This window comes from Amycolatopsis sp. NPDC028719 (assembly GCF_055565395.1).
In genome coordinates, this window is sequence record NZ_JBVHUL010000001.1 from 43,146 (window position 1) to 68,473 (window position 25,328).

The 25,328-nt window shown below is 71.2% G+C and carries 27 protein-coding genes; 11 read left to right on the forward strand and 16 right to left on the reverse strand.

Features of this window, described 5'->3' with window-relative positions; genetic code table 11:
* Positions 1–5: 5 nt before the first annotated feature.
* On the reverse strand, positions 6–1,268 hold the full coding sequence (gene serS / locus ACZ4TR_RS00195) for a serine--tRNA ligase (RefSeq protein WP_465285114.1): 1,263 nt from the start codon (positions 1,266–1,268) through the stop codon (positions 6–8).
* Between the two features lie 120 nt (positions 1,269–1,388).
* On the opposite strand from serS, the gene ACZ4TR_RS00200 reads away from it, so the two are divergent.
* Positions 1,389–2,681 (forward strand): aspartate aminotransferase family protein, encoded by a 1,293-nt coding sequence (locus tag ACZ4TR_RS00200; protein ID WP_465285115.1) that lies wholly within the window; start codon positions 1,389–1,391, stop codon positions 2,679–2,681.
* Positions 2,682–2,928: 247 nt separating this feature from the next.
* Here the strand turns inward: ACZ4TR_RS00200 and ACZ4TR_RS00205 are convergent, their stop codons facing one another.
* Genes ACZ4TR_RS00205 through ACZ4TR_RS00220 form a run of 4 tightly spaced genes read right to left on the reverse strand, consistent with a single transcriptional unit; the run spans position 2,929 to position 6,180 of the window.
* Complete coding sequence (locus ACZ4TR_RS00205) at positions 2,929–3,843, reverse strand: haloalkane dehalogenase (RefSeq protein WP_465286252.1); 915 nt, start codon at positions 3,841–3,843, stop codon at positions 2,929–2,931.
* A 60-nt stretch (positions 3,844–3,903) separates the two neighbouring features.
* Positions 3,904–4,356 carry a DUF350 domain-containing protein gene (locus tag ACZ4TR_RS00210; RefSeq protein WP_364516306.1) on the reverse strand — a complete coding sequence of 151 codons (453 nt, stop codon included), beginning with the start codon at positions 4,354–4,356 and terminating at the stop codon, positions 3,904–3,906.
* Between the two features lie 45 nt (positions 4,357–4,401).
* Positions 4,402–5,568, reverse strand: coding sequence for a glutathionylspermidine synthase family protein (locus ACZ4TR_RS00215; protein ID WP_364516304.1), 1,167 nt, complete (start codon positions 5,566–5,568; stop codon positions 4,402–4,404).
* Entirely contained in the window at positions 5,569–6,180 is a 612-nt protein-coding gene (locus ACZ4TR_RS00220; RefSeq protein WP_465285116.1) for a hypothetical protein, read from the reverse strand. It abuts the gene before it with no gap.
* A 94-nt stretch (positions 6,181–6,274) separates the two neighbouring features.
* Between ACZ4TR_RS00220 and ACZ4TR_RS00225 the strand changes: the two genes are divergently transcribed.
* From ACZ4TR_RS00225 to ACZ4TR_RS00240, 4 genes are all read left to right on the forward strand, one after another.
* Positions 6,275–7,300, forward strand: coding sequence for a septum formation family protein (locus ACZ4TR_RS00225; protein WP_364516300.1), 1,026 nt, complete (start codon positions 6,275–6,277; stop codon positions 7,298–7,300).
* Positions 7,300–7,650 carry a metallopeptidase family protein gene (locus tag ACZ4TR_RS00230; protein WP_465285117.1) on the forward strand — a complete coding sequence of 117 codons (351 nt, stop codon included), beginning with the start codon at positions 7,300–7,302 and terminating at the stop codon, positions 7,648–7,650. The genes ACZ4TR_RS00225 and ACZ4TR_RS00230 overlap by 1 nt, the downstream gene beginning before the upstream one ends.
* 84 nt (positions 7,651–7,734) lie before the next feature.
* The gene (locus tag ACZ4TR_RS00235; protein WP_465285118.1) at positions 7,735–8,997 is read left to right on the forward strand and encodes an MFS transporter; all 1,263 of its coding nucleotides are present in this window, start codon (positions 7,735–7,737) and stop codon (positions 8,995–8,997) included.
* 38 nt (positions 8,998–9,035) lie between these two features.
* Positions 9,036–9,518 carry a hypothetical protein gene (locus ACZ4TR_RS00240; protein ID WP_465285119.1) on the forward strand — a complete coding sequence of 161 codons (483 nt, stop codon included), beginning with the start codon at positions 9,036–9,038 and terminating at the stop codon, positions 9,516–9,518.
* Between the two features lie 52 nt (positions 9,519–9,570).
* On the opposite strand, the gene ACZ4TR_RS00245 is transcribed toward ACZ4TR_RS00240, so the two are convergent.
* The 3 genes from ACZ4TR_RS00245 to pheA form a co-directional block, all read right to left on the reverse strand.
* The gene (locus tag ACZ4TR_RS00245) at positions 9,571–10,212 is read right to left on the reverse strand and encodes a DUF4232 domain-containing protein (protein ID WP_465285120.1); all 642 of its coding nucleotides are present in this window, start codon (positions 10,210–10,212) and stop codon (positions 9,571–9,573) included.
* A 122-nt stretch (positions 10,213–10,334) separates the two neighbouring features.
* Positions 10,335–10,952 carry a histidine phosphatase family protein gene (locus ACZ4TR_RS00250; RefSeq protein WP_465285121.1) on the reverse strand — a complete coding sequence of 206 codons (618 nt, stop codon included), beginning with the start codon at positions 10,950–10,952 and terminating at the stop codon, positions 10,335–10,337.
* Positions 10,949–11,857, reverse strand: coding sequence for a prephenate dehydratase (gene pheA, locus ACZ4TR_RS00255; protein ID WP_465285122.1), 909 nt, complete (start codon positions 11,855–11,857; stop codon positions 10,949–10,951). Before pheA ends, ACZ4TR_RS00250 begins: the two co-directional genes overlap by 4 nt.
* A 98-nt stretch (positions 11,858–11,955) precedes the next feature.
* Between pheA and ACZ4TR_RS00260 the strand changes: the two genes are divergently transcribed.
* From ACZ4TR_RS00260 to ACZ4TR_RS00270, 3 genes are all read left to right on the forward strand, one after another.
* Positions 11,956–12,570 carry a macro domain-containing protein gene (locus ACZ4TR_RS00260; RefSeq protein ID WP_465285123.1) on the forward strand — a complete coding sequence of 205 codons (615 nt, stop codon included), beginning with the start codon at positions 11,956–11,958 and terminating at the stop codon, positions 12,568–12,570.
* Between the two features lie 114 nt (positions 12,571–12,684).
* A complete protein-coding gene (gene coaA / locus ACZ4TR_RS00265; protein ID WP_364516286.1) occupies positions 12,685–13,617 on the forward strand; it encodes a type I pantothenate kinase in 933 nt (310 codons plus the stop codon).
* A gap of 227 nt (positions 13,618–13,844) precedes the next feature.
* On the forward strand, positions 13,845–14,000 hold the full coding sequence (locus ACZ4TR_RS00270) for a hypothetical protein (RefSeq protein ID WP_364516284.1): 156 nt from the start codon (positions 13,845–13,847) through the stop codon (positions 13,998–14,000).
* 3 nt (positions 14,001–14,003) lie between these two features.
* On the opposite strand, the gene ACZ4TR_RS00275 is transcribed toward ACZ4TR_RS00270, so the two are convergent.
* The 3 genes from ACZ4TR_RS00275 to ACZ4TR_RS00285 all read right to left on the reverse strand — a co-directional run bounded on the left by ACZ4TR_RS00275 (position 14,004) and on the right by ACZ4TR_RS00285 (position 18,010).
* Positions 14,004–15,512: a hypothetical protein gene (locus tag ACZ4TR_RS00275; RefSeq protein ID WP_465285124.1), complete on the reverse strand. Its 1,509-nt coding sequence runs from the start codon at positions 15,510–15,512 to the stop codon at positions 14,004–14,006.
* A gap of 223 nt (positions 15,513–15,735) precedes the next feature.
* A complete protein-coding gene (locus ACZ4TR_RS00280; RefSeq protein WP_465285125.1) occupies positions 15,736–17,073 on the reverse strand; it encodes a hypothetical protein in 1,338 nt (445 codons plus the stop codon).
* An 88-nt stretch (positions 17,074–17,161) separates the two neighbouring features.
* Positions 17,162–18,010: a nitrate- and nitrite sensing domain-containing protein gene (locus ACZ4TR_RS00285; protein WP_465285126.1), complete on the reverse strand. Its 849-nt coding sequence runs from the start codon at positions 18,008–18,010 to the stop codon at positions 17,162–17,164.
* A 205-nt stretch (positions 18,011–18,215) separates the two neighbouring features.
* Between ACZ4TR_RS00285 and ACZ4TR_RS00290 the strand changes: the two genes are divergently transcribed.
* On the forward strand, positions 18,216–18,533 hold the full coding sequence (locus ACZ4TR_RS00290; RefSeq protein ID WP_465285127.1) for a nucleotide pyrophosphohydrolase: 318 nt from the start codon (positions 18,216–18,218) through the stop codon (positions 18,531–18,533).
* On the opposite strand, the gene ACZ4TR_RS00295 is transcribed toward ACZ4TR_RS00290, so the two are convergent.
* From ACZ4TR_RS00295 to ACZ4TR_RS00305, 3 genes are read right to left on the reverse strand one after another with little or no spacing between them, the layout of a single operon-like run.
* A complete protein-coding gene (locus ACZ4TR_RS00295; RefSeq protein WP_465285128.1) occupies positions 18,530–18,868 on the reverse strand; it encodes a DUF3024 domain-containing protein in 339 nt (112 codons plus the stop codon). The two genes, ACZ4TR_RS00290 and ACZ4TR_RS00295, sit on opposite strands and share 4 nt — an antisense overlap.
* Before the next feature lie 2 nt (positions 18,869–18,870).
* Positions 18,871–19,458: a P-loop nucleotide/nucleoside kinase family protein gene (locus ACZ4TR_RS00300; protein WP_465285129.1), complete on the reverse strand. Its 588-nt coding sequence runs from the start codon at positions 19,456–19,458 to the stop codon at positions 18,871–18,873.
* A 25-nt stretch (positions 19,459–19,483) separates the two neighbouring features.
* Positions 19,484–20,872, reverse strand: coding sequence for a 3'-5' exonuclease (locus tag ACZ4TR_RS00305; RefSeq protein ID WP_465285130.1), 1,389 nt, complete (start codon positions 20,870–20,872; stop codon positions 19,484–19,486).
* 193 nt (positions 20,873–21,065) lie between these two features.
* Here ACZ4TR_RS00305 and ACZ4TR_RS00310 point away from each other — a divergent pair, with 193 nt between their 5' ends.
* Both ACZ4TR_RS00310 and ACZ4TR_RS00315 read left to right on the forward strand, forming a co-directional pair.
* Positions 21,066–21,833, forward strand: coding sequence for a thermonuclease family protein (locus tag ACZ4TR_RS00310; protein WP_465285131.1), 768 nt, complete (start codon positions 21,066–21,068; stop codon positions 21,831–21,833).
* A gap of 14 nt (positions 21,834–21,847) precedes the next feature.
* A complete protein-coding gene (locus ACZ4TR_RS00315) occupies positions 21,848–24,106 on the forward strand; it encodes a helicase-associated domain-containing protein (protein ID WP_465285132.1) in 2,259 nt (752 codons plus the stop codon).
* On the opposite strand, the gene ACZ4TR_RS00320 is transcribed toward ACZ4TR_RS00315, so the two are convergent.
* Both ACZ4TR_RS00320 and ACZ4TR_RS00325 read right to left on the reverse strand, forming a co-directional pair.
* The gene (locus ACZ4TR_RS00320; RefSeq protein ID WP_465285133.1) at positions 24,103–24,741 is read right to left on the reverse strand and encodes a class F sortase; all 639 of its coding nucleotides are present in this window, start codon (positions 24,739–24,741) and stop codon (positions 24,103–24,105) included. The genes ACZ4TR_RS00315 and ACZ4TR_RS00320 overlap by 4 nt on opposite strands.
* Entirely contained in the window at positions 24,738–25,229 is a 492-nt protein-coding gene (locus tag ACZ4TR_RS00325) for an excalibur calcium-binding domain-containing protein (RefSeq protein WP_465285134.1), read from the reverse strand. Before ACZ4TR_RS00325 ends, ACZ4TR_RS00320 begins: the two co-directional genes overlap by 4 nt.
* Between the last annotated feature and the right edge of the window lie 99 nt (positions 25,230–25,328).

The following is a 25,328-nucleotide window of genomic DNA, read 5'->3' on the forward strand; positions in this document are numbered from 1 at the left end:
CCGAATCAGCGGGGCGTGAGGACTTCCTTGCCGCCGACGAACGGGCGCAGCGCCTCGGGCACGCGGACCGAGCCGTCGGCCTGCTGGTGGTTTTCGACGATCGCGACGATCCACCGGGTGGTGGCCAGGGTGCCGTTGAGGGTCGCGGCGATCAGCGGCTTGCCGTTCTCGCCGCGGTAGCGGATCGACAGCCGGCGGGCCTGGAACGTCGTGCAGTTCGACGTCGAGGTCAGCTCGCGGTAGGTCTCCTGCGTCGGGACCCACGCCTCGCAGTCGAACTTGCGGTGCGCGGACGTGCCGAGGTCGCCGGTCGCGGTGTCGATGACCCGGTAGGGCACCTCGATCTTCGCGAGCATCTGCTCTTCCCAGCCGAGCAGCCGCTCGTGCTCGGCTTCGGCGTCCTCCGGCTTGGTGTAGACGAACATCTCCACCTTGTCGAACTGGTGGACGCGGATGATGCCGCGGGTGTCCTTGCCGTAGGAGCCGGCCTCGCGCCGGAAGCAGGACGACCAGCCCGCGTAGCGGTTCGGGCCGTCGTTCAGGTCGAGGATCTCGTCGGCGTGGAAGCCGGCCAGGGGCACCTCCGACGTCCCGACGAGGTACAGGTCGTCTTCCTCGAGGTGGTAGATCTCGCTCGAGTGCGAACCGAGGAAGCCGGTGCCGGCCATGACCTCCGGGCGGACCAGCGAGGGCGTGATCATCGGCGTGAAGCCGTTCTCGAGGGCCTGCGCGATGGCCATGTTGAGCAGGCCGAGCTGCAGCTGCGCGCCGACGCCGGTGAGGAAGTAGAACCGCGAGCCCGACACCTTGGCGCCGCGTTCCATGTCGACGCCGCCGAGCGCTTCGAGCAGCTCGAGGTGGTCCTTCGGGGTGAAGTCGAACTTCGTGGGCTCGCCGACGTGCTTGACCACGGCGAAGTCGTCTTCGCCGCCGACCGGCGCGTCCGGGTGGACGAGGTTCGCCACGGTGCGGAAGAGCTGGTCGAACTCCTCCGACGCGGTGTTCTGCTCCGCCTCGGCGGCCTTGACCTGCGCGGCGAGCTCCTTGGCGGTGGCCAGCAGCTGCTGCTTCTCCTCCGGCGGTGCCTTCGGGATCTGCTTGCCCAGCACCTTCTGCTCGTTGCGCAGCTTGTCCGCGGCCGCGATCGAAGAGCGGCGCCGGGAGTCGAGGGAGAGCAGCTTGTCGACCACTCCCTCGTCTTCACCACGGGCGCGCTGCGACGCGCGCACGGCTTCCGGGTCATCGCGCAGAGTCCTGGGGTCAATCACGAAGACAGAGGGTAGTCCGTACAGACTGTGCGTCCCTACTGGGTTATCCCGACAGTCTGATCGTTGAAGCGCTGTTCACGGCGTCCTCATACTCCAGGGAAACCCCAGAGGAGGCGTTCGATGACCGACGAGCTGCTCGCCCGGCACCGCGCTGTCATGCCGTCCTGGATGTCGCTGCTCTACGAAGAGCCGATCGAGATCGTGCACGCGCACGACCGGCGGATGACGGACTCCCAGGGCCGCACCTACCTCGACTTCTTCGCCGGGGTGCTGACCAACTCGATGGGCTACGACGTCGCCGAGATCGGCGACGCGGTCCGCAAGCAGCTCGACACCGGCATCCTGCACACCTCGACGCTGTACCTGATCCGGTCGCAGGTCGAGCTGGCCGAGCGGATCGCGAAGCTGTCCGGCATCCCGGACGCGAAGGTGTTCTTCACCAACTCGGGCAGCGAGGCCAACGACACGGCGTTGATGCTGGCGACGCAGTTCCGGCGTAGCAACCAGGTGCTGGCGATGCGCAACTCCTACCACGGCCGGTCGTTCGGGACGGTCGCGATCACCGGCAACCGCGGCTGGTCGGCGTCGGCGCTGAGCCCGGTCAAGGTCAACTACGTCCACGGCGGCTACCGGTACCGCAGCCCGTTCCGCGACCTGTCCGACGCGGACTACATCGACGCGTGTGTCGCGGACTTGGTGGACGTCCTGGACACGGCGACGGCGGGCGACGTCGCGTGCCTGATCGCGGAGCCGATCCAGGGCGTCGGCGGGTTCAGCCTCCCGCCGGACGGCCTGTTCCGGGCGATGAAGGAGGTGCTGGATTCGTACGGGGTGCTGTTCATCTCCGACGAGGTCCAGACGGGCTGGGGCCGCACGGGCGAGCACTTCTGGGGCATCGAGGCGCACGGCGTGACACCGGACATGATGACGTTCGCGAAGGGCCTGGGCAACGGCCTCGCGGTCGGCGGCGTGGTGGCCCGCGGGGACGTGCTGGACTGCTTCCAGGCCCAGTCGTTCTCGACGTTCGGCGGCAACCCGGTGTCCATGGCCGGCGCGACGGCGGTCCTGGACTACATCAAGGACCACGACTTGCAGGCCAACTGCGCGGCCCGGGGTGCGCAGCTGCTTTCCGGCCTGCGCGCGGCTTCCTCGCCGCTGGTGGCCGAGGTGCGCGGCAAGGGCCTGATGATCGGGGTGGAGCTGATCAAGCCGGGCACGACCACGCCCAACGTGGCCGCGGCGGCGCGCATGCTGGAGGAGACGAAGAAGCGCGGCCTGCTGATCGGCAAGGGCGGCTTGCACGGCAACGTGCTGAGGCTGGGCCCGCCGATGACCCTCACAGCGGAGGAGGCCCAGGAGGGGCTGGACATCCTGGTGGATTCCCTGGCGGCCACGCACGCGGCGCTGACCTGACCCCAAACCAAGGAGCTGAGTGGTCATCCCGTCGCCTGAGGCCGTGATAGGCCTCTTTCAGGCGACGGGATGACCACCCAGCGGCCCCCTCGAAAAGGTGAGAGGACAGCGCTCCGGGTGGCCATCCCGGAGCCTGCCCGTCCGGCGAGGACGCTTTTGCTTTCTGCTGCGGCAGAAAGCTGGCCCGGCCGGGCGGGGGAGGCCTGGTGACGTCGTGGTCATCTTGCGCCGCCGCTCGCCGGTTCGCTCACCCGCGCACGAACCTCGCCACGTGCTGGGCCAGCTCCTCGCCCGCGTCCTCCTGCAGGAAGTGGCCCGCGTCCGCGATCACCGGGTGCTCCAGCCCCTGCGCTCCCTTCATCGAGCGCTGCAGGATCGGGGCCATTCCGCCCGTGATCGGGTCGCCGTCGGAAAACGCGACCAAGAACGGGATTTCCAGCTCCGTCAACGTCTTCCACGCCGCGCGGTTCGCCTCCGAAGCCGGGTTGTCCGGCCGGTACGGCACCAGCGAAGGCATCGCCCGGGGACCCGCCTTGTACATCTCGTTGGGGAACGGCGCGTCGTACGCCGCCCGCTCCGCTTCCGACAGGGAAGTCCGGCAGCCCGACTGGACGAAGCGGGCGACGTCCAGGACCGGGGCCTTCTCCACGGCCTCGCGGAACGAGTGCCACACCGGCGGCATGTCGATGTCTCCGGTCGGCAGCCCCGTGTTGGCCGCCACGACTCGCGCGAACCGGGAGGGGTTCTCCGCGACCAGCCGCAGCCCGATGAGGCCACCCCAGTCCTGGCCGACCAGCGTCACGTCCCGCAGGTCCAGAGCGTCGAACGCGAAGCCGCGCATCCACTCGACGTGCCGGGCGTAGCTGTGGTCCGTCAAGGCGCCCGGTTTGTCGGACCGGCCGAAGCCGACCAGATCCGGCGCGATTGCCCGCAGCCCCGCGGCAGCCAGCACCGGCAGCATCTTGCGGTAGAGGAACGACCAGCTGGGCTCACCGTGCAGCAGGAGCACCGGCCGGCCGTCGGCGGGTCCCGCCTCCACGTAGCCCACTCTGATCACGCCGCCGTGGGGGTCGGCGAGCTCGACGTACTTCGGCTCGAAGGGGAAGTCGGGCAGGTCCGTGAACCGGTCGTCCGGTGTCCTCAGCAGGCGCACGATTCCCAGGCTAGTGCGAACGGAGGAGCCGGGCCACGCGCTGCGTGACCCGGCTCACAAACGCTGCGATCAGGAGATGCCGACCGCCACCACGAGGCCCAGGCCGATGTGCGCGGCGGCCACGACGATGCTCACCGGGGCGAACTTCTCGCTCTCGATGGTCGACGCCACGTCGATGCGGGTCGCCCACTCCAGCAGCCGGACCGCGATCACCTGGACGACGATCCCGAGCAGGCCGTAGACCAGCGAGGTGATCAGGCCCTCGGTGAGGTCGCTGGCCGAGTTGAAGATCGCCACGACGACGATGAACGCCATCGAAAGCATTCCGGACGCGGTCACGATCACCGCGTTCGGCAGGCCCTGCGTGACCAGCTTCGACAGCTTGCCCGGCGTGGTCCAGTCGATCGCGTAGAAGCCGGCGAACATCAGCAGCAGGCCGATGACGCCGTAGAGCAGGATCGCGCCGATCCCCCGCACGAGGTCGGAGCCGAACGTGTCGGACAGCGCAAGGGTCGTGTTCACGAGTTGTCTCCCAGGAGGAAAGAGCTGATCAGCGACGGTGTTGTATCACGACTCGGGGATGCGATGTGGGACAAATGCCGCACCGTCGTCGGTGACCAGGCCGCCGGTCTCGCGGATGCCGAGCCCGGCGGAGCTGTCCCCGACGATCCACGCGCCGAGCGCCGGCCGGTAGCCGTCGAACTCGGGCAGCGGGTCGAACGCCTGGTAGACGAAGCCTTCGGCGCCGTAGACGCCGTCGGTCTGGGTCTCGTAGCCGGTCGCGACGATCTGGACGTTGGCGCCCTCGCGGCCGAGCTTCGGCTTGCGCACGTACTCGGTGAGGATGCCGGGGTCGTCGGCGAACGCGGGCAGCAGGTTCGGGTGGCCCGGGTAGTTCTCCCACAGGATCGCCAGGAGCGTCTTGTTGGAGAGGATCATCTTCCAGAGCGGCTCGATCCACAGCGTCCGCGGCAGCGACTCGACGGCGTGGCGGCCGAACTCCTCGTCGACCACCCACTCCCACGGGTACAGCTTCAGCACGGTCGCCATCTGCGACTCTTCGAGGTCGACGAACCGCTTGAGCACCGGGTCCCAGCCGATCTCCTCGATCGCCAGCCCCACCGTGTCGAGCCCGGCCTCGGCCGCCGTCTCCTGCAGGTACGCCGTGGTGACGTTGTCCTCGCCGGACGGGTCGGCCGCCGACCAGGTGAAGTGCAGCTCGTTCGACGGCAGCTTGTCCTGCAGGAACGACCACCGCTCGACGAGCTTCTCGTGGATCGAGTTCCACTGGTCGTCGTCCGGGAAGACGTCGGTCTTCCAGTGCCACTGCAGCAGCGACGCCTCCAGCAGCGTGGTCGGCGTGTCCGCGTTGTACTCCAGCAGCTTCGCCGGCGACTTGCCGTCGTAGCGCAGGTCGAACCGGCCGTAGACGTGCGGGTCCTGCCGCTTCCACGACTCGGCGATGTGCGGCCAGACCCACTCCGGGATGCCGAACCGCTGGTAGCCCTCGGTGGTCACGACGTTGTCGACGGCCTCCAGGCACATCGAGTGCAGCAGTTCGACGTCGGCCTCGAGCGAGAGCACCTCGTCCATGTCGAAGACGTAGTGCACCGACTCGTCCCAGTACGGCCGCACCCGGCCGCTGCTGTCGCGGGCCGGCGTGCCGTAGACGAGCCCCTGCTCCTCGACGATCCGCTGCCAGTCGCGCCGCGGCTCACGCCGGTCCCGGTACACCTAAGATCCCCCGCTCTTGCCGCTGCCGCCGGTCCCGCCGGTGCTGCCGCTCTTGCCGCTGATGCCGAAGCCGCCGCGCTGGACGGACTTGCCGGACTTCGTGTTGACGCTGGTCCGCGACGACGGCGCGTCGTACGAGCCGCCGGACACGCGCTGCCCGATCGTGCCGGTGCCGCCGTAGTTGTACCGGTAGCTCTGGTAGCCGCCGGTGTTGATCGGCAGGAACAGGAAGCCGCCGCTGTGGTAGCCGCCGTGGCTGGTGACGTAGTTGTCGTCGCAGTAGTCGTCGTTCTGGACGATGCCGTCCTTGTCGGTGCAGACCGCGGTCACCTCGCCGGCAGGCTTGGCGACCGTGTAGAACGTCGCCACCAAGCCGACCAGGCCGACGGTCACGCCGCTGCCGATCAGGATCTTGCGCCGGGTCGCCGCCTTGGCGTCGGCCTGGCGGGCCAGCTCGGCGTCGCGTTCCTCCTGCGCGAGCGCCTGCTGGCGGGCCCGCTGCTCCGCGACCGAAGGCTGGCGGGCCTGCGTGTTCGAGTCCTGGAATCTCATCGAACCGCGCTTCGGCGGCTCGGGGGGCGGCTGGTCCCCGCCGTTGCTGTCCTGCGTCATGTGCGCTCCGTAATCCCGGCCACCACGAAACCGTGACCTACCCTAACCACCCAGCTCGCGCACGTCGCGTGCGGCGCGGGCATCATGGACTGCGATGTCTCCCAGCGCCGATCGGTTCCCTGCCGCCACGCAGACGCTGCACACCCGCGTCGTGATGGGCGGGATCTTCGCGGGCGCGCTCATCGCGCTCGCTCTCAGCGTCCTGTTCACCGGCAGCGGTGGCTTCACGGGCGGGGCCGGCGGTGGCGCCGGCAAGCTGTCCCCGGAGGCCGAGGAGGCCTTCCACTCCCCGCCCGGCAGCTGCCTGACCTGGACCAACCCGGACGCGAGCGACGCGCGCAAGATCGCCTGCACGCAGCCGCACAAGTTCGAGGTGACCGCGCTCGTGGACATCGGCGCCCAGTTCCCGGAGGGCGCGCCGGTGCCGTCGCTGGAGCAGTGGCAGCAGATCGCCCAGCAGAAGTGCACCTCGGACGTGAAGCCGTACCTCGGCCACAACCTCGACCCGTACGGCAAGCTCACGACGAACCTGCTGCGGCCGACGCCGTCGCAGTGGGACGACGGCGACCGCCAGCTGCGCTGCGGCCTGCAGTGGGCCGGCCCCGGCGGCACGCTGCTGCCGACCACCGGACCGGCGAAGGAGCAGGACCAGTCGCTCGTGTTCGAGCCGGGCACCTGCCTCGCGCTGCAGGGCAAGGGCGTCGGCGACCCGCTCGAGTGCACCAAGCCCCACTCCTACGAGATCATCGCGACCCTCGACCTGAAGACGAAGTTCAAGGACGCCTACCCGTCGCAGGACGACCAGAAGGCCTGGCTCGACACCGAGTGCACCAAGCAGGCGGCGGACTACACCGACGGCGCCGACCTCGACGCGAAGAAGCTGATCCTGACCTGGGACCTGCGGGAGCAGGAGAGCTGGGACGCCGGGTCGACCAAGGTCAACTGCAAGGTGGCGGCGCTGCTGCCGGACAAGAGCGGCCTGCAGGCGGTGACCGGCAGCATCAAGGGCGCCCCGGCGGGCGACGGTGGCCAGCCGCAGGACGGCGGTCCGCCGTCGGACGGGGGCGGCGGACCGGAGACGTCGAGCTCCGCCCCGCCGTCGACGAAGAAGAACGGCTGATGCCCGTCGAGATGAGCCGGGAGCGGTTCGAGGAACTGGTCTCGGAAGCCCTGGACGAGGTCCCGGCGGAGTTCGCCAAGGCGATGGACAACGTCGTCGTGCTCGTCGAGGAGTTCAACGACGAGGCGCCGGACATCCTCGGGCTCTACCACGGGGTCGCGCTGACCGAGCGGACGTCGTCGTACGGCGGGGTGCTGCCCGACCGGATCTCGATCTACCGGCAGCCGATCCTTTCGATGTGCGAGGACGAGGACGAGGTCGTCGAAGAGGTGCTCATCACCGTCGTGCACGAGCTGGGTCACCACTTCGGCATCGACGACGCCCGGCTGCACGAGCTCGGCTGGGGCTGAGCCGCACTAGTAGTGACACCGTGACCACCAGAGGGTGACACCGCGCTTACCCTGTTACTCGAAGTCATTGCCTGACTGCGATGAGTGCCGGGGGTCGCGGTGCACCCTGCTCGGAGGCTTACGTGGCTGCTGACGTCGAGCGCCGCCTCGCACCTGGGCGACGGTATCGGCAAGGTGGCGCTGCCCCTGCTGGCGACGACGCTGACCCGCGATCCCGTGCTCATCGCCGGGCTGTCCGCCACCCAGTTCCTGCCCTGGCTGCTCTTCGCCGCCGTCGCCGGCGCGCTCGTCGACCGGATCGACCGGCGGCGCGCGATGATCGTCGCGAACACCGCCCGCGCCGTCGCCGTCGGCACCCTCGCCGTGCTCGTCGCGGCCGGCGGGATGACGATCTGGCTGGTCTACCTGACGGCGCTGGTCATCGGGACCGCCGAAACGATCGCGGACAGCGCGGCCAACGCCCTGATCCCGGCGGTCGTCGGCGACGGCTCGCTCGACGCGGCGAACAGCAAGCTCCAGGCGTGCGAGATCGTCGGCCAGACGTTCCTCGGCGGCCCGGTCGGCAGCCTGACCTTCGCGCTCTTCGCCGCCCTCCCCTTCGTCCTCAACTCCGCGGGCTTCGCGATCGCGGCCGCGGTGCTGCTCGGGCTCGCCGGCACCTACCGCGCGCGAGACGACGCCGCCCGGGAGCCCACGCGGCTGCGCACCGAACTGGCCGACGGCCTGCGCTGGCTGCGCGGGAACGTGCTGCTCAAGCGCCTGGTCATCGTCGCCGGGCTGCTCAGCCTGGTCAGCGAGCTCGCGCAGGCGCAGCTGGTGCTCTACGCGCTCGACGACCTCCACCTGTCCGACGCGACCTTCGGGTTCTTCGCGTTCGCCGGCGGCATCGGCGGGCTGCTCGGCGCGGGGGTCGCGCCGCGGCTGGTACGCGCGGCCGGCCGGCGCGTGGTCGTGCTCGGCGGGATCCTCGGCTGCGGTGCCGGGTTCGGCGGGATGGGCCTGGTGCGCTCGCCGGTCGCGGCCGCGGCCCTGTTCGGCCTGTTCGCGGCGGCGGTGGTCGCCGTCAACGTCGTGCTCGCCACCGCGCGGCACACGCTGGTGCCCGGCGAGCTGCTCGGCCGGGTGCTCGGGGTGTGGCGCACGGTCGTCTGGGGCGCGATCCCGCTCGGGGCCCTGCTCGGCGGGGTGCTGACCGAGGCGCTCGGCACCGCGGCGCACACGTTCGCGGTGTCCGGCTCGGCGATGCTGGCGATCGCCGTGTTCGCCTTCGTCGCGCTGCGCCGCTTCCCGCTCGATGACAAATCGGACTCAGCCGTGGCGCTACTGCACCAGGATCCGGGTTTGTGAGCTGAAATGTCTCATCACCCAGGTGGTGGGAGGCGGCTATGCGCACCGTGGACCCGGGCACCGGCACCGACGCCGAGCCCGATTTCGACGAGTCTTCGACCGAGTCCGAGGAGGTCAGAGCGGCACCGCCCCAGTCACGCCGGATGCTCGTGCTGTGCGCGGTCGCCGGGTTCGTGCTCGGCGGTGGCGTGCTCGGGCTGCTGTGGAGCCTGTCCGGCGTGCACGCGGGCGCGCTCGACGACGCCCTGGCCGCGTGCCAGGCATTGGACCGCGTCGGCGAGCTGCCGGACACGAGCCGGGACGCGCAGCCGTCGCTGACGCCCGGCCTCACGCCCGAGCGGCTGCACCGGATGACGGCGGCGCGCGAGCTGTCCGCGGCCGCCGCCCAGGTCAACGCGGCCTACCAGCCGCTGGCCGACCACATCGACGGCGTCAGCCGCATGGTGCTCAGCCTGCACTTCAACGACATCTCCGGCCAGCGGCACGTGGTCCAGGCGCAGGAGATCTGCGCTCGACTCTGACAGCCGGGCGGAGCCCGTCCGTCGAGGGTGGTGGTGGGGCGGGGTCGGGGCTTTAAGGAGTGTGGACCGTCTTCACCGAAAGCTGGTTGCCCGGGATCTTCGTGCTCGCGCAGGCGGTGCCGTCGGTCGGCACGAAGTTCGACGCCGTCTCCTGCGGCAGGTAGATGCGCAGGCCCTTCACCGCGGTCGGCTGGCAGGTACCCGGGTCGAAGTTCTGCACGTTGACGAACTGGATGTCGGCGACCGCGCTCTGGCCCGGGTTCAGCTTCACCGCGTTGCCCTTGGTGCCCTCGCGGAAAGCGTCCTTGCCGACCTGGTGCCCGTCGGTGCCCGCCACGTACGAGACGCCGGGGAAGCCCTGGATCTCACACGCCTTGGAGCTGCTGTTCTTGATGAGCAGCGGCCGGAAGACCGAGCCCGCGCCGGCGTCACCCTGGCCGAGCGACAGCGTGACGTCGCCGGCCTTGCAGAGGCCGTTGCCCGCCGCCTGGGCGGGCGTCGACGGTGCCGGCGTCGAGCTGCTCGGGGTGGACTCGGCCGTGGTGGCGGTGGTCGAGGTGGGCGACGCCGTGGTCGACGGCGTCGAGCTGCTCGCCGCGTTGGTGGTTCCGCCGCTTCCGCAGGCGGAGAGCGCGAGAACGCCCGCCGAAGCCGCGATGACCGGCAGCAACCGTGAGAGCTTCGTCCGAACCATGTCTATCGCCTCCCTGGTGTGGTGCTCATGGGTAGACGTACGGATCTTCGGCAGGTTGGTTCGCACCGTTAATTCCCCACCAAACGTGTTCTAAACGTGACGGGATTACACTTTCGTGACGTTCACAGAGGCGTGTCAACCCAGGTCAAGCAGTACCACTGGCCTTCCGGACGCGCGTCCAGCTCGACCAGCCCGGTGTTCGGGATCAGCGCCGCGTTGGCGATGTCGGCGTGGACGTTCGGCGCCAGCCACTCGGCGGACAGCCGGATCGCGCCACCGTGGCTGACCAGCGCGATCACGCCGTCCGGGTCGGCCTGCTCGTGCTTGGCGCGCAGCCGGCCGACGGCGTCGAGCATGCGGGTGCGCACGCTCGTGCCGCTCTCGCCGCCGGGCAGCGACGGCGTCAGCTCACCGAGCGTCCACCGCTTCACGACCTCCATGTAGGTCCGGATCGACTCGTGGTCGGTCGCTCCTTCGAGGTCGCCCGCGCCGACTTCGTGGACGCCGTCGACGACCTGGACGTCCAGGTCGAACCGGGCGGCCAGCGGCGCCGCGGTCTGCTGGGCGCGGGTCGCCTGCGACGCGTAGACCGCGACGATCGGCTCCCCCGCCAGCCGGAACGCGAGGTCGGCGGCCTGGGTGCGGCCGAGCTCGGTCAGCGGCGGGCCGGGCAGGGCGGTGTCCAGCGCGCCGCGGACGTTCCCTTCGGTCTGACCGTGGCGGATGAGCAGCAGCCTCACGCCAGGTCCCCCTTGCGGACCGCGTCGGCCCACACGGCGGCCTCGACGAAGTCGTCGTTGCCGGCGCCCGGCTCGATCGTGGTGCGCGTCCCGTCGGCGCGCGGGTGCGAGCCGAGGAACCGCAGGTTGCGGCAGTGCCGGCGCAACGCCGTCAGCGCGTCGAGGATCCGCGGCTCGGCCACGTGCCCCTCGAAGTCGATGAAGAAGCGGTACTCGCCGAAGTTGTTGCGCGTCGGGCGGGCGTCCAGGCGGGTCAGGTTGATCCCGCGGTCGGCCAGCGCGGTGAGCAGCTCGGCGAGCGTGCCGGTGCGGTTCACGGCCGCGGCCACCACCGACGTCCGGTCGGCGCCCGTCGGCTCCGGCAGCTCGCCCGGCGGGCGGACCAGCAGGAACCGCGTCGCCGCGTCGCTGACGTCGGCGACCTCGGTGGCCAGGACCTCGAGGTCGTAGTGCTCGACGGCGACGGGCGCGCAGACCGCGGCGTCGAACTGGCCCTCGAGCACCCCGACCGCGGCCGCCGACGTCGACGAGGACGCCACCGGGTGCGCGCCCGGCAGGTTCGCCTCGATCCACTCGCGGACCTGGGCGAGCGCGTGCGGGTGGCTGGCGACGGTCTTGATGTCGCCGCCGCCGCGCCGGGCCAGCACGCTGAAGTGGACCGGCAGGATGTGTTCGGCCACGGCGACCAGCGGGGTCGACTCGCTGAGCGCGTCGAGCGTGGCGGGCACCACGCCCTCGACCGAGTTCTCGATGGGGACGCACGCGGCGTCCGCTTCGCCCGTGCGGACGGCCGTCATCGCCAGCCGGACGGTCTCGACCGGAATCAGTTCTTCGCCGCCGGCGAGGGCCCGCGCGGCCTGTTCGGTGAAGGTCCCCTGGGGGCCGAAGTATGCGATCCGTGACACAAGACCCAGGCTACGGGGCCGCATCGTGGCGACTTTCACTCGGACAGCCGGTACCAGAACCGGTTACGCCGGGTGGCATTTTTTGCGATGCTAGGAAGGTGACCGCCGACTCGGGCACGCACACCGGCCGTGAGGGCACGCACCCGCCGGTCTCCCCTCGCACACCGGAGCTGGTGCTGTGCGCCGTCGATGAACCACTCGCCACCGCCTGGACGTCAGCCGCGAAGAAGCTGACCGGCCGGGTCCGGGTGCACCGCGGGTCGGTCCTCGACGTCGTCGCCCAGGCGGTGGTCAGCCCGGCCAACTCCTACGGCTGGATGCGCGGCGGCATCGACGCCGTTTACGCGCGGGCGTTCCCCGGCGTCGAGCAGAGCGTCCGGAGTGCCGTTTTGGCCTTTCACGGCGGTGAGCTGCCCCTCGGCGAGGCCGTGATCGTCCCGACCGGCGAGGCCGAGCCGGCGTGGCTGATCAGCGCGCCGACCATGCGCGAACCCGGCGAGCGGCTGCCCGCCGACACCGTGCACCCCTACCTCGCGGCGCGCGCGGTGTTCCTCCAGTGGCGCGACGGCCGGCTCGACCAGGGCCCGGTGCGGGAGCACATCGACACGATCGCGATGCCCGGCCTCGGCACCGGCGTCGGCGGCGTCGACCCCGCGACGTGCGCGCGGCAGGTCGCGGCGGCCTGGGACGAGGTCTTCCGTAACTCGCGGTGATCACCCGAAACCCGGGGTGGACTACATCACAGCGCGTTCACCGGCCGTAAGCCCTACCGTTAATCACGCAGGTGAAACGTCCGCCAGTGCAGGCGACGGCCGGAGGAGTGTGCGATGACCCGGGTCCGCGAACTCAGCCCGTATGTCGAGCTGCACCGGGAACAATGGAAAGAACTACGCAGTTCGACGCCGTTGCCGCTGACCGCGGCCGAGCTGCTGCGGCTGCGCGGGCTCGGCGAGCAGGTCGACCTGGCCGAGGTCGCCGACGTCTACCTCCCGCTTTCGCGCCTGATCAACCTGCAGGTCGCCGCCCGCCAGCGGCTCTACGAAGCCACGACGACGTTCCTCGGCGACGACTCCCGCGGCACGAAGGTCCCGTACGTGATCGGCATCGCCGGGAGCGTGGCGGTCGGCAAGTCGACCACCGCCCGCATCCTGCGCACGCTGCTCGCCCGCTGGCCGGACCACCCCCGCGTCGACCTGGTCACCACCGACGGGTTCCTGCACCCCCGTGCCGAGCTGATGCGGCGCGGGATCATGCACCGCAAGGGCTTCCCCGAGAGCTACGACCGCCGCGCGCTGCTGCGGTTCGTCACCGAGGTGAAGTCGGGCGCCGAGCGCGTCACCGCGCCGGTGTACTCGCACCTGGCCTACGACATCCTGCCCGGCCAGGAGCAGGTGGTGCAGCAGCCGGACATCCTCATCCTCGAGGGCCTGAACGTGCTGCAGCCGGGCCCGCGGCTGATGGTGTCCGACCTCTTCGACTTCTCGATCTACGTCGACGCGCACACCGACGACATCCAGCGCTGGTACGTCGAGCGGTTTCTCGAACTGCGGCACACGGCGTTCGCCGACCCGGCCTCGCACTTCCACCACTTCGCCGGCCTGCCCGACGACGAGGCCCGTGCCGAAGCGCGGCACCTGTGGCACTCGATCAACGAGCCGAACCTGATGGAGAACATCAAGCCGACCCGCCCGCGGGCCACGCTGGTGCTGCGCAAGGACGCCGACCACACCATCAACCGGGTCCGCCTGCGCAAGCTCTGACGCGGCCGGATTCGTCGGATCGGTGACGCGGCTCGTCACCCACATGCGACTCATCCCACGCTGAGCGCACATCCGGGCACGCTTCGTCGCGCGCTCGCGACTCTCCGCGCCGGAACCCGACCGATCGGCCGAGAGGACGTAACCGGTTGGCCGATACCGGGCGCCCCTCGCGAAAGCGACCCTGAAGGAGTCAGGAAAACGGCTCTGAGCTGGGGAGGAGGCCCACGATGTTCACCATGATCGTCACGTGGGTCGGTGCGGTGCTCGGTCTGGTCCTGCTGATCGCGATGGCCGTCGGCACGTTCGCCGTGGACTTCGACGACCGGCTCCAGGAGCGCCGCCGCAAGGCGAAGCCCGCCGAACCGGCGAGCCCCCTCCCCTAGACGTCAGAGCTCCGTCAGCGCCTCGAGGTACCCGTCGGCGTCGTATTCGAGCGTTTCGGTGTCCAGCAGGCTGCCTTCGAGCGCGTCGATCAGCTGCTCGAAGATCTCGTCGCGGTCGAGTTCGCCCTCCTGCAGGCGCTGCACGGCCTGCCAGGCTTCGGCGGGCTCGTCGTCCCACAGCTGGTCGACGATCGTCGCGCGCAGCACCAGCCGCTGCTCTTCCTCGTCCTCGTCGGCCTCGGCGATGACCAGCGCCCGGCGCTGTTCGGGGTCGGTGGGGTCGAGGTCGACCTCCTCGTCCTCGATCTCCGTGGTCAGCGACGGCACCGCGAACATCCGGCGTTCCAGCGCGTCCGCGAGCTCGGTCGGCGACAGGTCGCCGACGTCGCCGAAGTAGCGCTCCAACGGGGAGTCGTCCTCGTCGTTGTACTCGCTCAGGTAGTCGGCGACGGCCTCGTCGAGCGCGGCGACCGCCGTCCCGGTGAGCCCGGCGCGGTCCGCCGTCCACTGCACCCAGGCCAGCACGACCGGCTCCACGGCCTCTTCGTGGTCGGCGTCGAGCTCGAACTCCTCGCCCAGCAGGCCTTCGAGGAACCGCGCGATCTTCTCCGGCCCGACGCGCAGCGGGTTCGCGGGGTCGGTAGCCAGGCCGTGCTCCAGCAGCAGACGCCCGATCGCGCGGGCGGCGTCGGCGTCTTCACCGCTGGCGGCGACGAACTGCTCGACGACGGCGGCCCGCTCGGCGTCGGACCACTCGGCGACCTCGGGGATCAACGCGGGTTCCGGCAGCGCGCGGCTCCAGGTCAGCGCGACCGCGTGGAAGCGCGCGTAGTCCTCGCTGACGTCGGCCTCGTCGAGGTGGTCGGTGGCGTCGAGACCGTCCGCGAGGAGGCGGTGCGCCTCGGCGGGGTCGACGGCCTCCAGCACGACCAGCTCGGGGTCGGCGTCGGACTGCGCCCGCATCTCGGCGAGCACCTCCCCGGGCTGCTCGATCACGACGAGGTCCCGCACCCGGCCGCCCTCGGTGAAGTCGAGCAGGGCGAGCAGGCCGTGGGCCTGGTCGCCGTGGGTGAAAATGCAGAGCAGTGACGACTCGTCGCCGTAGACGTCACCGGTCCGCCAGCACTCGCCGGCGGTGACCTGCCCCAGTTCGCCGGCCCACGTCGGCGCGGGGATGCCGCGGCCGAGGACGACCTGCAGCCCGTCTTCGGCGGCCTTGCGCTCGACGTCGGTCTCCGCGACGACCTTCAGGGCGGCCAGCAGCGCGGCCGCGCCCGGCGTGATCTTGCGCTGCGCGAAGGCGATCAGTTCGAGGCCGAGCGGCTCGTCGCCCTCTTCGAGGGGCACGTCGTGGAACTGGCCGAGGACCTCGGAGGCGAGCAGTTCGACGTCCACCGGCGCGGGGTCGGCGCCCAGCGCCGAAAAGTCGTTCAGGATGTCCTTGAACAAGCCGGTCACGCTGTGGGTGACGGGCTGCGGGGCTTTCTTGCGGGCGCGGCTGACCGGACTCATGCCCTCATGCTTTCACGCGGGCTTTCCGGGGCTCCGAGAGGCGAAGCCACTGATGTCTCAGAGCTGGTCGCGGTGGCCCTGGCGCGGGTCCCGCCGCCTGCTCGACGGGGAGGCGCCGAGCCGGGCGGCGGAACAGGACCACCGCGACATCGCTGGCCAAGAGCGTCGCCGTCTTGGCGGAACTTCGCTGTCCCGGTGCACGTGAAACACCGGTTCACCTCGGTCAACGAGGTGCGCGGGCGGAAGATACGGCTTTGGGCAAGGCGATCCGTGCGGTGCGGATTTCCGTGATCAGGCGGGTTTTCCGGCGGTGGGTTTCCACCAAGGTGGCGAGGTGGCTGGTGAATTCCTCCGGCGTTCCGGCGCGCTTGTGCAAGCTGCGCAACAGCTTCAGCCGGCGCGCGGCTTCGCGGTAGGCCTGCGGGTCCTTGCGCTCGATGAGCTCTTCGACGTGCTCGCGGAAGACCGGGATCGTCTCGGCCGGGTGCTCGGCGGCGCGCTGCTCGGCCAGCTCGAGCTTCAGCTCCGGCGACGCCCCGAACCGCACGCACGCGCGCCAGGCTTCGTCGGGACGGCCGTCGTCGAGCAGGACGCGGGCCAGCTCGTCGGCGTGCCCCGCGCCCTCGGCGGCCAGCTCGCGCAGGCGGGCGAGCGCGGCCCGGCGCTGCGTCGCCCACTTCCCGTCGGCTGTCGCGGCTTCGCGCAGCGCGGCGAAGGTCTCGCGGTCCGGTTTGGCGTCGAAGTCCGCGCGACGGCGGGACGTTTCGTCGTCCGGCACCGGCGCCGGCTCCGGCGCGTGCCCGTTCTTGTCGTGGGTGAGCGCGCGGGCGGCGTGCGCGATGGCCTCGCTGTGCCGCCCGGCGGCCCGCAGCACCCGGACGATCTTGAGGCTGACCTCGCGCCGCGGCGGCTTGGCGGACAGGATCGCGACCAGCTCGTCGACGTCGCCGAGCACCTCGGCGAGCTGTTCCCGCAGCCGTTCGGCGACGTCGCGGCGGTGTCCCGGGCCGCTCGCCGTCAGCACGTCGTCCACAGTGGACTTGATCCGGCGCAGGCCGGGCTCGCCCAGCGCCGTCGCGAAGTCGGCGAGGTCGATCGACGGGCGGCCGGGGCCGTCGAACTCGACCTCGAGGATCCAGTCGGCCAGCTTCTCCGGGTCCGGCGGCCGGGCGGCGCACGCGCGGGCGTACAGCGCCACGGCGCGATCCAGCCGGTCGCCGAGGTCGCCGGTGTGGTCGCCGGACTGTTCGAGCACCTCGCTGATGTCGTCCACCGTGCGGCGGGCGAGCGGGGCCAGGTCGGCGCGGCTGCCGGCGTCGAGCATCCGCTGCAGCGTGTCGAGGACGGCGCCGACTTTCGCGGTGTACTCGCCGTTCCCGTCGGTCACCGCGGTGTCGAGGAGCCGGTGCGCTTCGCTGACATCACCGGATTGGGTGGCGGCGCGCAGTTCGAGCGAATGCCGCAACTCAGGGTCACGCTCCGCCTGCGCGTGCAGCAGGTCCGCCAGCGTCTCCGCGTCCAACGTGCGCAGGTAGGGGCGAAGATCCGAGGGGGGACTCACGCGGACCAGTCTGCCCGAGGCCGGCCGGCGCGCGTGTGGGCCAACCGCGTGCTCTTTTCGGCGTAATCCGTGACGGTGGGTGAAGCCTTCATCGACGCCGCAAGTCGTCGAGCACGGCTTTCATCGGCCACGGCTCGGGCACACGCGGCCGTCGTGACCGTGCGTGGCGGGGCCGCGGGATGGCCGTGTGCAGGGTCGGCACCATGATCGGCACGACCGGCACCGGCACGCGCGCGACGAGCCGCCGGACGACGACGAGCAGGAGCCCGGCGCCCAGCAGCAGGGCCGCGCTCGCGGCGATCGCGCCGGCCAGTGTGCGGCGGCCGTCGTCGAGGGTGAGCTGCACGGCGTACTGGCTCTGCTGCGCGTACAGGTGCCCGAGTTGCTGGGAGACCGTGTAGGCGGCGCTGCGCCACGTCGACTCGGGGATGGGCAAGGGTTCCGCCGCCGCGAACGCGTCCTCGGCGGCGGCGAGCCTGCTCCAATCGGCGCTGCGGGTGAGCGACTCGTACGCGACCCGGCCACTCTCGGTGAGCTGCGGCGCGATCCGGTCCAGTTCGGTCCGGTAGGCGGCCACGGCCTCGCTGAACGGCCGCCGCGTCACGGCGTCGATCCCCGCCAGGGCGAGGGAATCGGAGCGATCCATGCCCTCGGCGACGGAAAGCAGCTCGACGGCGGTGGTCTGCTGGTACGCGGATTCGGCGTCGGGCGCGCGGCGCGTGTACTCGCGCAGACCGGCGATGGCGGTGTCGATCCGCTGGGTGAAATTCGCGTACGCGGCGGTCCGTTGGTCGGGCACGGACATCGCTTCGCTGCGCTGGCCTTGCAGGGCCACGACGGCCCGAGCGGTCCGCCCCGCGACCTCGGCCGAGTCCAGAGCGCTGTCGCGCGTCCGGTTCGCTTGGTGGACCAGCAAGAACGCGATCACGACAGCCACGAGAACGAGCGCACCGCCCGGGACGAACGCGATGCACAGCATGCGTCCGCGAACGGATCGCAGGTACTTCAAGACGTTCCTTTCCGTGCTTCAAGCCCCGCAAGCATCCCGACGAAGTTCAACCTATTGAGTGAGAGATTCACCGGTCAACGCCAGTCCGCCATACGGCCGTTAGCGCACCGTGACCACCGAGGACAATCATCCGGTGACCTTCGACGACGTGACCCGGCGCCTCCGCGGCTTCGCGGCGGCCCGCGCCTGGGAGCCCTACCACACCCCGAAGAACCTCGTGATGGCGTTGTCCGGCGAGGTCGGCGAGCTGACCTCGCTGTTCCAGTGGCTGACGCCGGAGGAGTCCGACGCGTGGCGCGAAGATCCCGCGCTGGAAGCGAACGTCCTGGACGAGATCGCGGACGTCACGCTGTACCTGCTCCAGCTGGCCGACCGCCTGGGCGTGGACCTGGCGGCCGCGGCCCACGCGAAGATCGACCGCAACGAGCTCCGCTTCCCGCCGCCCGGCTAACCCCAGAAGATCCCGTCGGGGTTGCGTTCGATCTCGGCCAGCAGCGGCGGCGGCGTGCTCGCGACGGGAGCGTCCGGATAGGTCAGCCACCGCCCGTTCCGATCGGCCCAGCGCACCGACCAGATCCCGAACTCGTCGAGCCGCAGCTGAGCAACTTTCTGCTCGGTCCACTCGGGCCCGGCCTGCGGCGACCAGGGCGCGCGGCACTCGACGATCGTCACCGAACGGCCCCGCGTCCGGCATTCGACGCGAACCTGGTCGTGCAGGTGCTCGGGGACGCGTTGGGCGCACCACCGTTCGATCTGCCGGAGCGCGAGTTCCGGAATTCCCGCCATGGTCACAGTGAACCCGAGCCCACCGGCGGGCGCCTCCCCGCCCCCGGCTCGAGCAGCGCCACGACGTCCGCGTAGGTCTGCCCGGCTTCGCGCCCGCCGGTGGGCACGACGACGCAGTCCGGCCGCCGCGGGAGGTAGGCGGTGAGCTGGTCGTGGATCCGCTCGACCAGGGCGACACCCCCGCGTCCGTTGACGACGTCGTCGATCCCGCGGGTGACGGCGTCACCGTGGGCGGCCCGACCGGCGAACCGCGCCCCGGCGACGGCCTTGTCCGCGGTCAGCAGGATCTCCCGGTACTCGGCACCACACCGTTTCGCGGCGGCTTCGAAGGGCTCGACGTCGGCCACGCGGGTAGCGAGCTGCGGCATGACGACGTCGTGCCCGGTCCGCAGGTGCGTCTCGGCCATGGCGAGGGCAAGCAGCTGAGCGGCCTTGAAGGTCTCGAAGAAGGTGTCCTGCCAGCCCCCGATGAGGCAGACGACCCGATCGGTGTCGAGATCGAGCACCCCCGGATGCCGCTCGGCGTAGATCCGCGCGATCGTCGACTTCCCGATCCCGGACGGACCGTTCAAGTGGATCAGTCTCGGCACCGCTCCGACCGTACCGAAATCCCGGTCACCGCGGCGCCGGCTCGGCGATCACCCAGCCGCCGAGCAGCGCGCCGACCCCCAGCACGGCGAGGACAATCCCGCCGGCCAGCGCCGCGCCGCTGAACATGGCGACGACGACGATGAACATCAGCAGCAGCCCGGCCCCCATCAAGACGCGGCCCCCGAGCACCTTCGCCACCCGCCCTGACGGAGCGGCCGCGGCTCGCACCGCTGGTGGCGGCTCGAAGCCGAGCGCCACCGGTGCGGCGCGGACGTCGACCACCTCGGCGCCCAGCTCGGCCGCCCGGGCCAGCCGGGGCTCGGTGGCCGGCACCGACGTGTCGACCACGAGGTGCGTGACGCTCGCGGTCAGCTTCTTCGCCAGCTGGACCCCTTCGGCGAGTACGCGGGCCCGCATCCCGTCCGCCGCCACGGTGGTGCCGAGCACCAGTACCCGGGTCGCCTTGCCGCCGGCCGAAGGCCGCAGGTCGGCACCGGACACCCCCAGCGCCGTCGCCACCTCGCGCAGCTCGCGCGCTTCCGCCGCGGTCACGACGCCGTCCCGTTCCGCGATTTCCCGCAGGGCCGTCACGAGCTGCTCGTGCGTCGACCGCACCCGCCCTTCGGACAATCCGGCTTCGGTGGCCGACGCCGTCAAGACCGCCACTTCCTCGTACGACAGGTGCTGGTCCGCAACGACTTCGGCGAGCAGGTCCAGGTAGGCGTCCCCGCTCCGGCCGGCCGAGATCCGCTCGAGGGCTTCGGCCATCCACCCCGGCTCGACCGGCAGTGCCTCGGCGCGCGGGAGCAGCCGCCCGCCGGCGAACCGCGGCAGACCGGGAACCTCCGGTGGCGACGCGAAGGTGAGCCCGTACCGTCCGAAAATTCCGGTGACCAGCTGGGCGACCGTCCTCGCGCCGGACAACGCCGACTGCCCGGGCCGGGCGGGCACCCCCAGCGCGTGGGCCACGGTGGCGAGCCGGTAGTTGGGCAGCCGCACCACCGACTGCGCGGCGGCGAGCGTCGAGACGCCCGGCAGCACGGGCATCCGGACGCCGAGGAACTTGACCTCGAAGTCGAGGAAGGCACTGACGAACGCCAGGTCGTGGGCCACGATCACGCTGCCGGCGCACAGGTCGAGCAGCGGTCCCAGCACGGCGCCGAACGACGGCGCGTCGTCGAGCTCGTCGCGCGTGATGCCGTGGACGAGCGCCGGACCGGGCGAAATCCCGGCGCCGGGATCCACCAGCGTCGTCAGCTCACCCACGATCGAGCCGTCGGCGTGCACCCGCACCGCGGCGAGTTCGACGACGCGCCCGGGGCGCAGTCCGGTCGTCCGGACGTCCACGGCGGTGAAGTCGGTTCCGTGCGCGGGGTGGCCGCCCGCGCCGAGCAGCGAGAGGGATTCGATCACGTCGGCTGGTCGTTTCGCGGCGGCGCGTTGTGACAGCTTTTCCGCCTGGAACCGTTGTTCGTGACGCGATCGTGACAGCAACAATCCGTCCGATAACGACTGATGGCCGATCACGAGCCGGTGCGTAACAAGGGCGGGAGTTTTCGCGAGTACACCGTCGGCACGTCGCGTTCGAGGAACGAGGAATCCCGGCATGAAGCGCTTTCCGAACTGGCTGAAGATCGTCTTGGCCGCCTTCGCCGTCCTGCTCGTGCTGGGCGCGATCTTCGGTGAAGCCCCGGAGCCGAAGCCCGCGGCCGCCGCACCGCCGGCACCCTCGACGACGCCGACGACCTCGGCGACCAGCGCGGCGCCGGTGCCCGTCACCTACACGATCGGGACCGTGACGGACGGCGCGACCGTGGTCGTGAACGGCAGTGACGGCACCAGCAAGACGGTGCGCGTCCTCGGGGTCACGGCGCCGGCCGGCACCATCGGGTGCTACGCGGCGGAATCGCTCGCCTGGGCCACCACGACGCTTTCCGGCAAAGCCGTGACGCTCGGCGCGGAAACGGCGCAAGGCATCGCGTTGACCTTGGCCGACGGCGAGGACTACGCCGCTCTCGCCATTCAAAAGGGTTATCTCAAGTATGCGGCGAACGCCGCGCTGCCCGTGCTCGCGGCGGCCGAGTCCACGGCGAAGCAGGCGACCAGTGGCCTGTGGGCACCGCCGTGCAACGGGACCATCGACGCCCCGGCACCAACGCTCGCGCCGACACCGACTCCGGAGCCGCCGGTCACGAAGGCGGCCCCGCCCGTGCGGACCACCGAAAAGGAACCTACCCCGGAACCCGATTCCTCTGTGTACTACAAGAACTGTGACGCGGCGAGGGCCGCTCATGCCGCACCGATGCACGTCGGCGAACCCGGTTACCGGAAGGGACTCGACCGCGACGGCGACGGCACGGCCTGCGACCGGTGATCTAACCTGGGCCGATGACCACCGCCGACGAGCTGCTCCGCAGGCTCGCCGCCCTGGACCGCGAAGAGCTGGCGAGACTGCTCACCCACCGGTCCGACGTGCTCGAGGAACCGTGGCCGCGGCGGCTCGACGTCGTCGCGGCGCGGCTCGCCTCCGCCGAGTCCGTCAACGATGCCGTGCTCGGGTTGTCCCTGCCGCAGGTGCAGGTCCTGGGTGCGGTCCAGCTCTGTTACGCACTCGGGCAACGGCCGACGCCGGTCGGCGAGATCGTGCGGCTGCTCGGCACGACGGGCGAGACCGTCGAATCCTTTGTGGACGAGCTTGCCGAGCGAGCCCTGCTGTGGCACGACTCCGACGGCGTCCGGCTTCCGAAACTCCTGCAGAAGAGCAATTTCAGCGACGAAGGCCTCGGCCAGCCCGTCGGGGAACTGCTCGGGGAGATCGGCTCGAGCCGCGCGGCGCAGCTGACCCGGATCCTCGGGCTGCCCGAGGGCCGCCAGCAGCTCCTTCGCTTCTACCGCGACGGCGACCGCGTGCGCGAGCTGTTCCGCGCCGCCCCCGAACCGACGCGGAAACTGCTGCGGGACATGGCCGACGGCGTCCCCGAGGCCGACGGGCTGCCGGCCTTCCACCACGCGGAGGGCTGGGCGTTCGAGCACGGTTTCCTGTTCGGCACCTACTACGGCAGCGCGGTCATGCCGATCGAGGTGTCGCTCGCCCTGCGCGGACCGGACCACCAGCTGCCGTTCACGCCCCACGAACCGGAGTACGCCGTCACGCACGTCGGCGCCGAGTCGGCCGAGGCCACGTCTTCGGCCGCCGCGCTGCGGCTGCTCGACCGCGTCTCGGCCGTCCTCGAACTCGCCGGCGCGGAGCCGTTCCCGCTGCTCAAGGACGGCACGATCGGCGCGCGGCTCGTCAAGAAGGTCGCCAAGGACACCGGGGCGACGCCCGCGGAGATCGAGCTGGCCATCGATCTCGCGGCGCAGGCCGGGCTGCTGCTCGCCGACGAACCGCCGCCGCCGCGCCGCGGCCAGAAGGCGCCGCCGCCCACGCTGGCGCCGGACCCCGACCTCGCCCGGCCCGGGCCCGCGCTGCTCTACCGCCTGCTGCTGGCGACCTGGTGGGAGCCGGCGCCGCCGGAGTACGGGACCGACGTCGACGCGCTGGTGCGACGCCTGCTCGTGCGGCTGCTGGCGCGGCTCGAGCCCGGCGCCGCGATCGCCGACGTCGATGAGCTGACCCGCCTCGCCGAGTGGCACGCGCCGATGCTGCCGGCGGAAGACTTCGCCGGTCACGTCCGGGACGCGCTCGAGGTGGCCGAACTCCTCGGCGTCGTCGCGCACGGCGCCGTCACCGCGACCGGCCGCGCCCTCCTCGCGGAAGACGGGCTCGTCGAAGTCACCGACGAGCTGGTCGCCCGCGCGCGGACGACGGCGTTGTTCGGCACCGACCTGACCGCGATCGTGCCCGGGTCGCCGGACGCCCGGCTCGCCGCGTCGCTCGACCGCGTCGCCGACCGCGAGGCCCAGGGCACCGCGACCAGCTGGCGGTTCTCCCCCGCGAGCGTCCGGCGGGCGTTCGACCAGGGCGCGACGGCCGCCGAACTGCTCGACGAGCTGGGCGCGATCGCCGCGGGCGAGCTGCCGCAACCATTGGTGTACCTGGTCAACGACGTCGCGCGGCGCCACGGTGAGGCACAGGTGCACGACGTCGCGAGCGTCGTCGTCGGCGAACCCGCCCTGCTCGCCGAGCTGGCCGCGCACCGCAAGCTCGCGAAACTCGGCCTGCGGGCGGTGGCACCGACCGTCCTGACGTCCACAGTGGACGCTTCGGGCACGCTCGAGGCGTTGCGGAGCGCGGGATACGCGCCGACCCACCACGCCGCCGACGGCAGCATCGTGCTGCCCGCCCGCGAACCGGCCGAGCCCAAGGCCGTCGTCCGCGACGCCGGCCCCGCCGACCGGCCGCCCGATCCCCTCGAGCACGCCGAGCGGCTGCTCGCGGCGCCGGCGAGCGGCCCGAGCCTGCTGCGCGGGCAGCTCGCGCGGGCGATGAGCGACCGCTACGCCGGACGTCTCACGCCGAAGCAGCAACAGCTCTGCTGGCAGCTCGAAGCCGGGATCCCGGCGGACATCGGCTACCGGACCGACGATGACCTCACCCGGCTCGTGATCGCGTACCCCGAGCTCGACGGCGACGTACTGGACGTCTGGTCACTCGGCGACCGCGCGTACCGGCGGCTCGAGCTGGCCCGGATCGAGCTCGGCTAGGCCTCGACGCCGGTGAGCCGCGCGTAGACGACGACGTTGTCGAGGTAGTTGCCGCTCGACCGGTCGAACGCCCCGCCGCAGGTGATGAGCCGCAGCTCGGGGTCGGCCGTGTCGCCGTAGACCTGGTCCGTCGGGAACTCCGCCTTGGCGTAGCGGTCGACGCGGTAGACGGTGAAGACCGCTGTCCGGCCGTCGGTGCGCCCGACCCTCGCCTGCTCGCCCGGGTGCAGCTCCTTGAGCCGGGAGAAGGCGCCGGGCACGTGCTTGTAGTCGACGTGCGCCGCCAGCACCGCCGGCCCGGCCTCGCCGGGCGACGGCGCGCCGGTGAACCAGCCGACCGTCGTGGCGTCGCCGGGAACCTCGAGCTCACCGCCCGAAGTCAGCCCGAGGTCCTTGATCCCGTCGGCGCGCACGCCGATCGCCGGGATGCTCAGGGAGGCCGGTTTCGCCGCCGGGAGCCCGTCGCCGGACGGCGCGGCGGTGGACGACGGCGCGATCTCGACAGGCGTGGCGGACGGTGGGGCGACCTGCTCCGGCGGGTGCGGCGAGAAGGCGAGGACGAAGGCCACCACCAGGACCGCGCCGAGCGCGGCGACGACCGCCGTGACCGCCGGCCACAGGCGCGGGTGCCTCAACTCGTGCGCCGGCGCAGGTAGAGCACCATGCCGCCGGACACCGCCGAGGCGAGCAGCGCACCGCTCAGCACCAGGAAGACGGGAGCGCCCTCGTCCGGCTCGCCGCCGCCGGTGGCGACGCCGCCGACCGGCTTCACCTTCACCTGGTTGCCCGTCGTGGACTTCTTGGGGGTGGAGGGCTTCGGGGCGGTGTGGGTCTTCGTCGTGGGCGACGGCTGTTCGGCCGTCGGCGTGGACGTGTTCTGCTGCGGGCGGTGCGGCAGGGATTCGCAGGCCTTGCCGTCGTTGTCGTCACCGTCCAGCCCGTTGGGGTCGGACGGGTCTTGGTCGTAAACGGCCTGGGCGTCTTCCTGGTACTTGAAATCCGAGCAGTTCAGGTCGGCCGCGAGGGGCGTCGCGAGCTGCGCGGAGGCAAGGGAAACAGGGCCGAGGAGAGCGAGCCCGGCGACGGCCGCGGCCGTCGTCAGGGCACGACGAAACAAGGACACCGGAAGGTCCTTTCAGGAGGGATCGGGATTATTGTGTGGTAACTATCGCGGCCACGGCAGGCCTGTTACGTCCTATTCCGGAATTTCGGAAACGGCGGC

Bases quoted from the DNA above. Each gene is read 5' to 3' on its own strand.
- ACZ4TR_RS00310 (WP_465285131.1), top strand. From the start codon at position 21,066: ATGAAGCGCTTTCCGAACTGGCTGAAGATCGTCTTGGCCGCCTTCGCC.
- ACZ4TR_RS00295 (WP_465285128.1), bottom strand. From the start codon at position 18,868: ATGGCGGGAATTCCGGAACTCGCGCTCCGGCAGATCGAACGGTGGTGC.
- ACZ4TR_RS00240 (WP_465285119.1), top strand. From the start codon at position 9,036: ATGCGCACCGTGGACCCGGGCACCGGCACCGACGCCGAGCCCGATTTC.
- ACZ4TR_RS00225 (WP_364516300.1), top strand. From the start codon at position 6,275: ATGTCTCCCAGCGCCGATCGGTTCCCTGCCGCCACGCAGACGCTGCAC.
- coaA (WP_364516286.1), top strand. From the start codon at position 12,685: ATGACCCGGGTCCGCGAACTCAGCCCGTATGTCGAGCTGCACCGGGAA.
- ACZ4TR_RS00315 (WP_465285132.1), top strand. From the start codon at position 21,848: ATGACCACCGCCGACGAGCTGCTCCGCAGGCTCGCCGCCCTGGACCGC.
- ACZ4TR_RS00275 (WP_465285124.1), bottom strand. From the start codon at position 15,512: ATGAGTCCGGTCAGCCGCGCCCGCAAGAAAGCCCCGCAGCCCGTCACC.
- ACZ4TR_RS00230 (WP_465285117.1), top strand. From the start codon at position 7,300: ATGCCCGTCGAGATGAGCCGGGAGCGGTTCGAGGAACTGGTCTCGGAA.
- ACZ4TR_RS00245 (WP_465285120.1), bottom strand. From the start codon at position 10,212: ATGGTTCGGACGAAGCTCTCACGGTTGCTGCCGGTCATCGCGGCTTCG.
- ACZ4TR_RS00270 (WP_364516284.1), top strand. From the start codon at position 13,845: ATGTTCACCATGATCGTCACGTGGGTCGGTGCGGTGCTCGGTCTGGTC.
- ACZ4TR_RS00200 (WP_465285115.1), top strand. From the start codon at position 1,389: ATGACCGACGAGCTGCTCGCCCGGCACCGCGCTGTCATGCCGTCCTGG.
- ACZ4TR_RS00220 (WP_465285116.1), bottom strand. From the start codon at position 6,180: ATGACGCAGGACAGCAACGGCGGGGACCAGCCGCCCCCCGAGCCGCCG.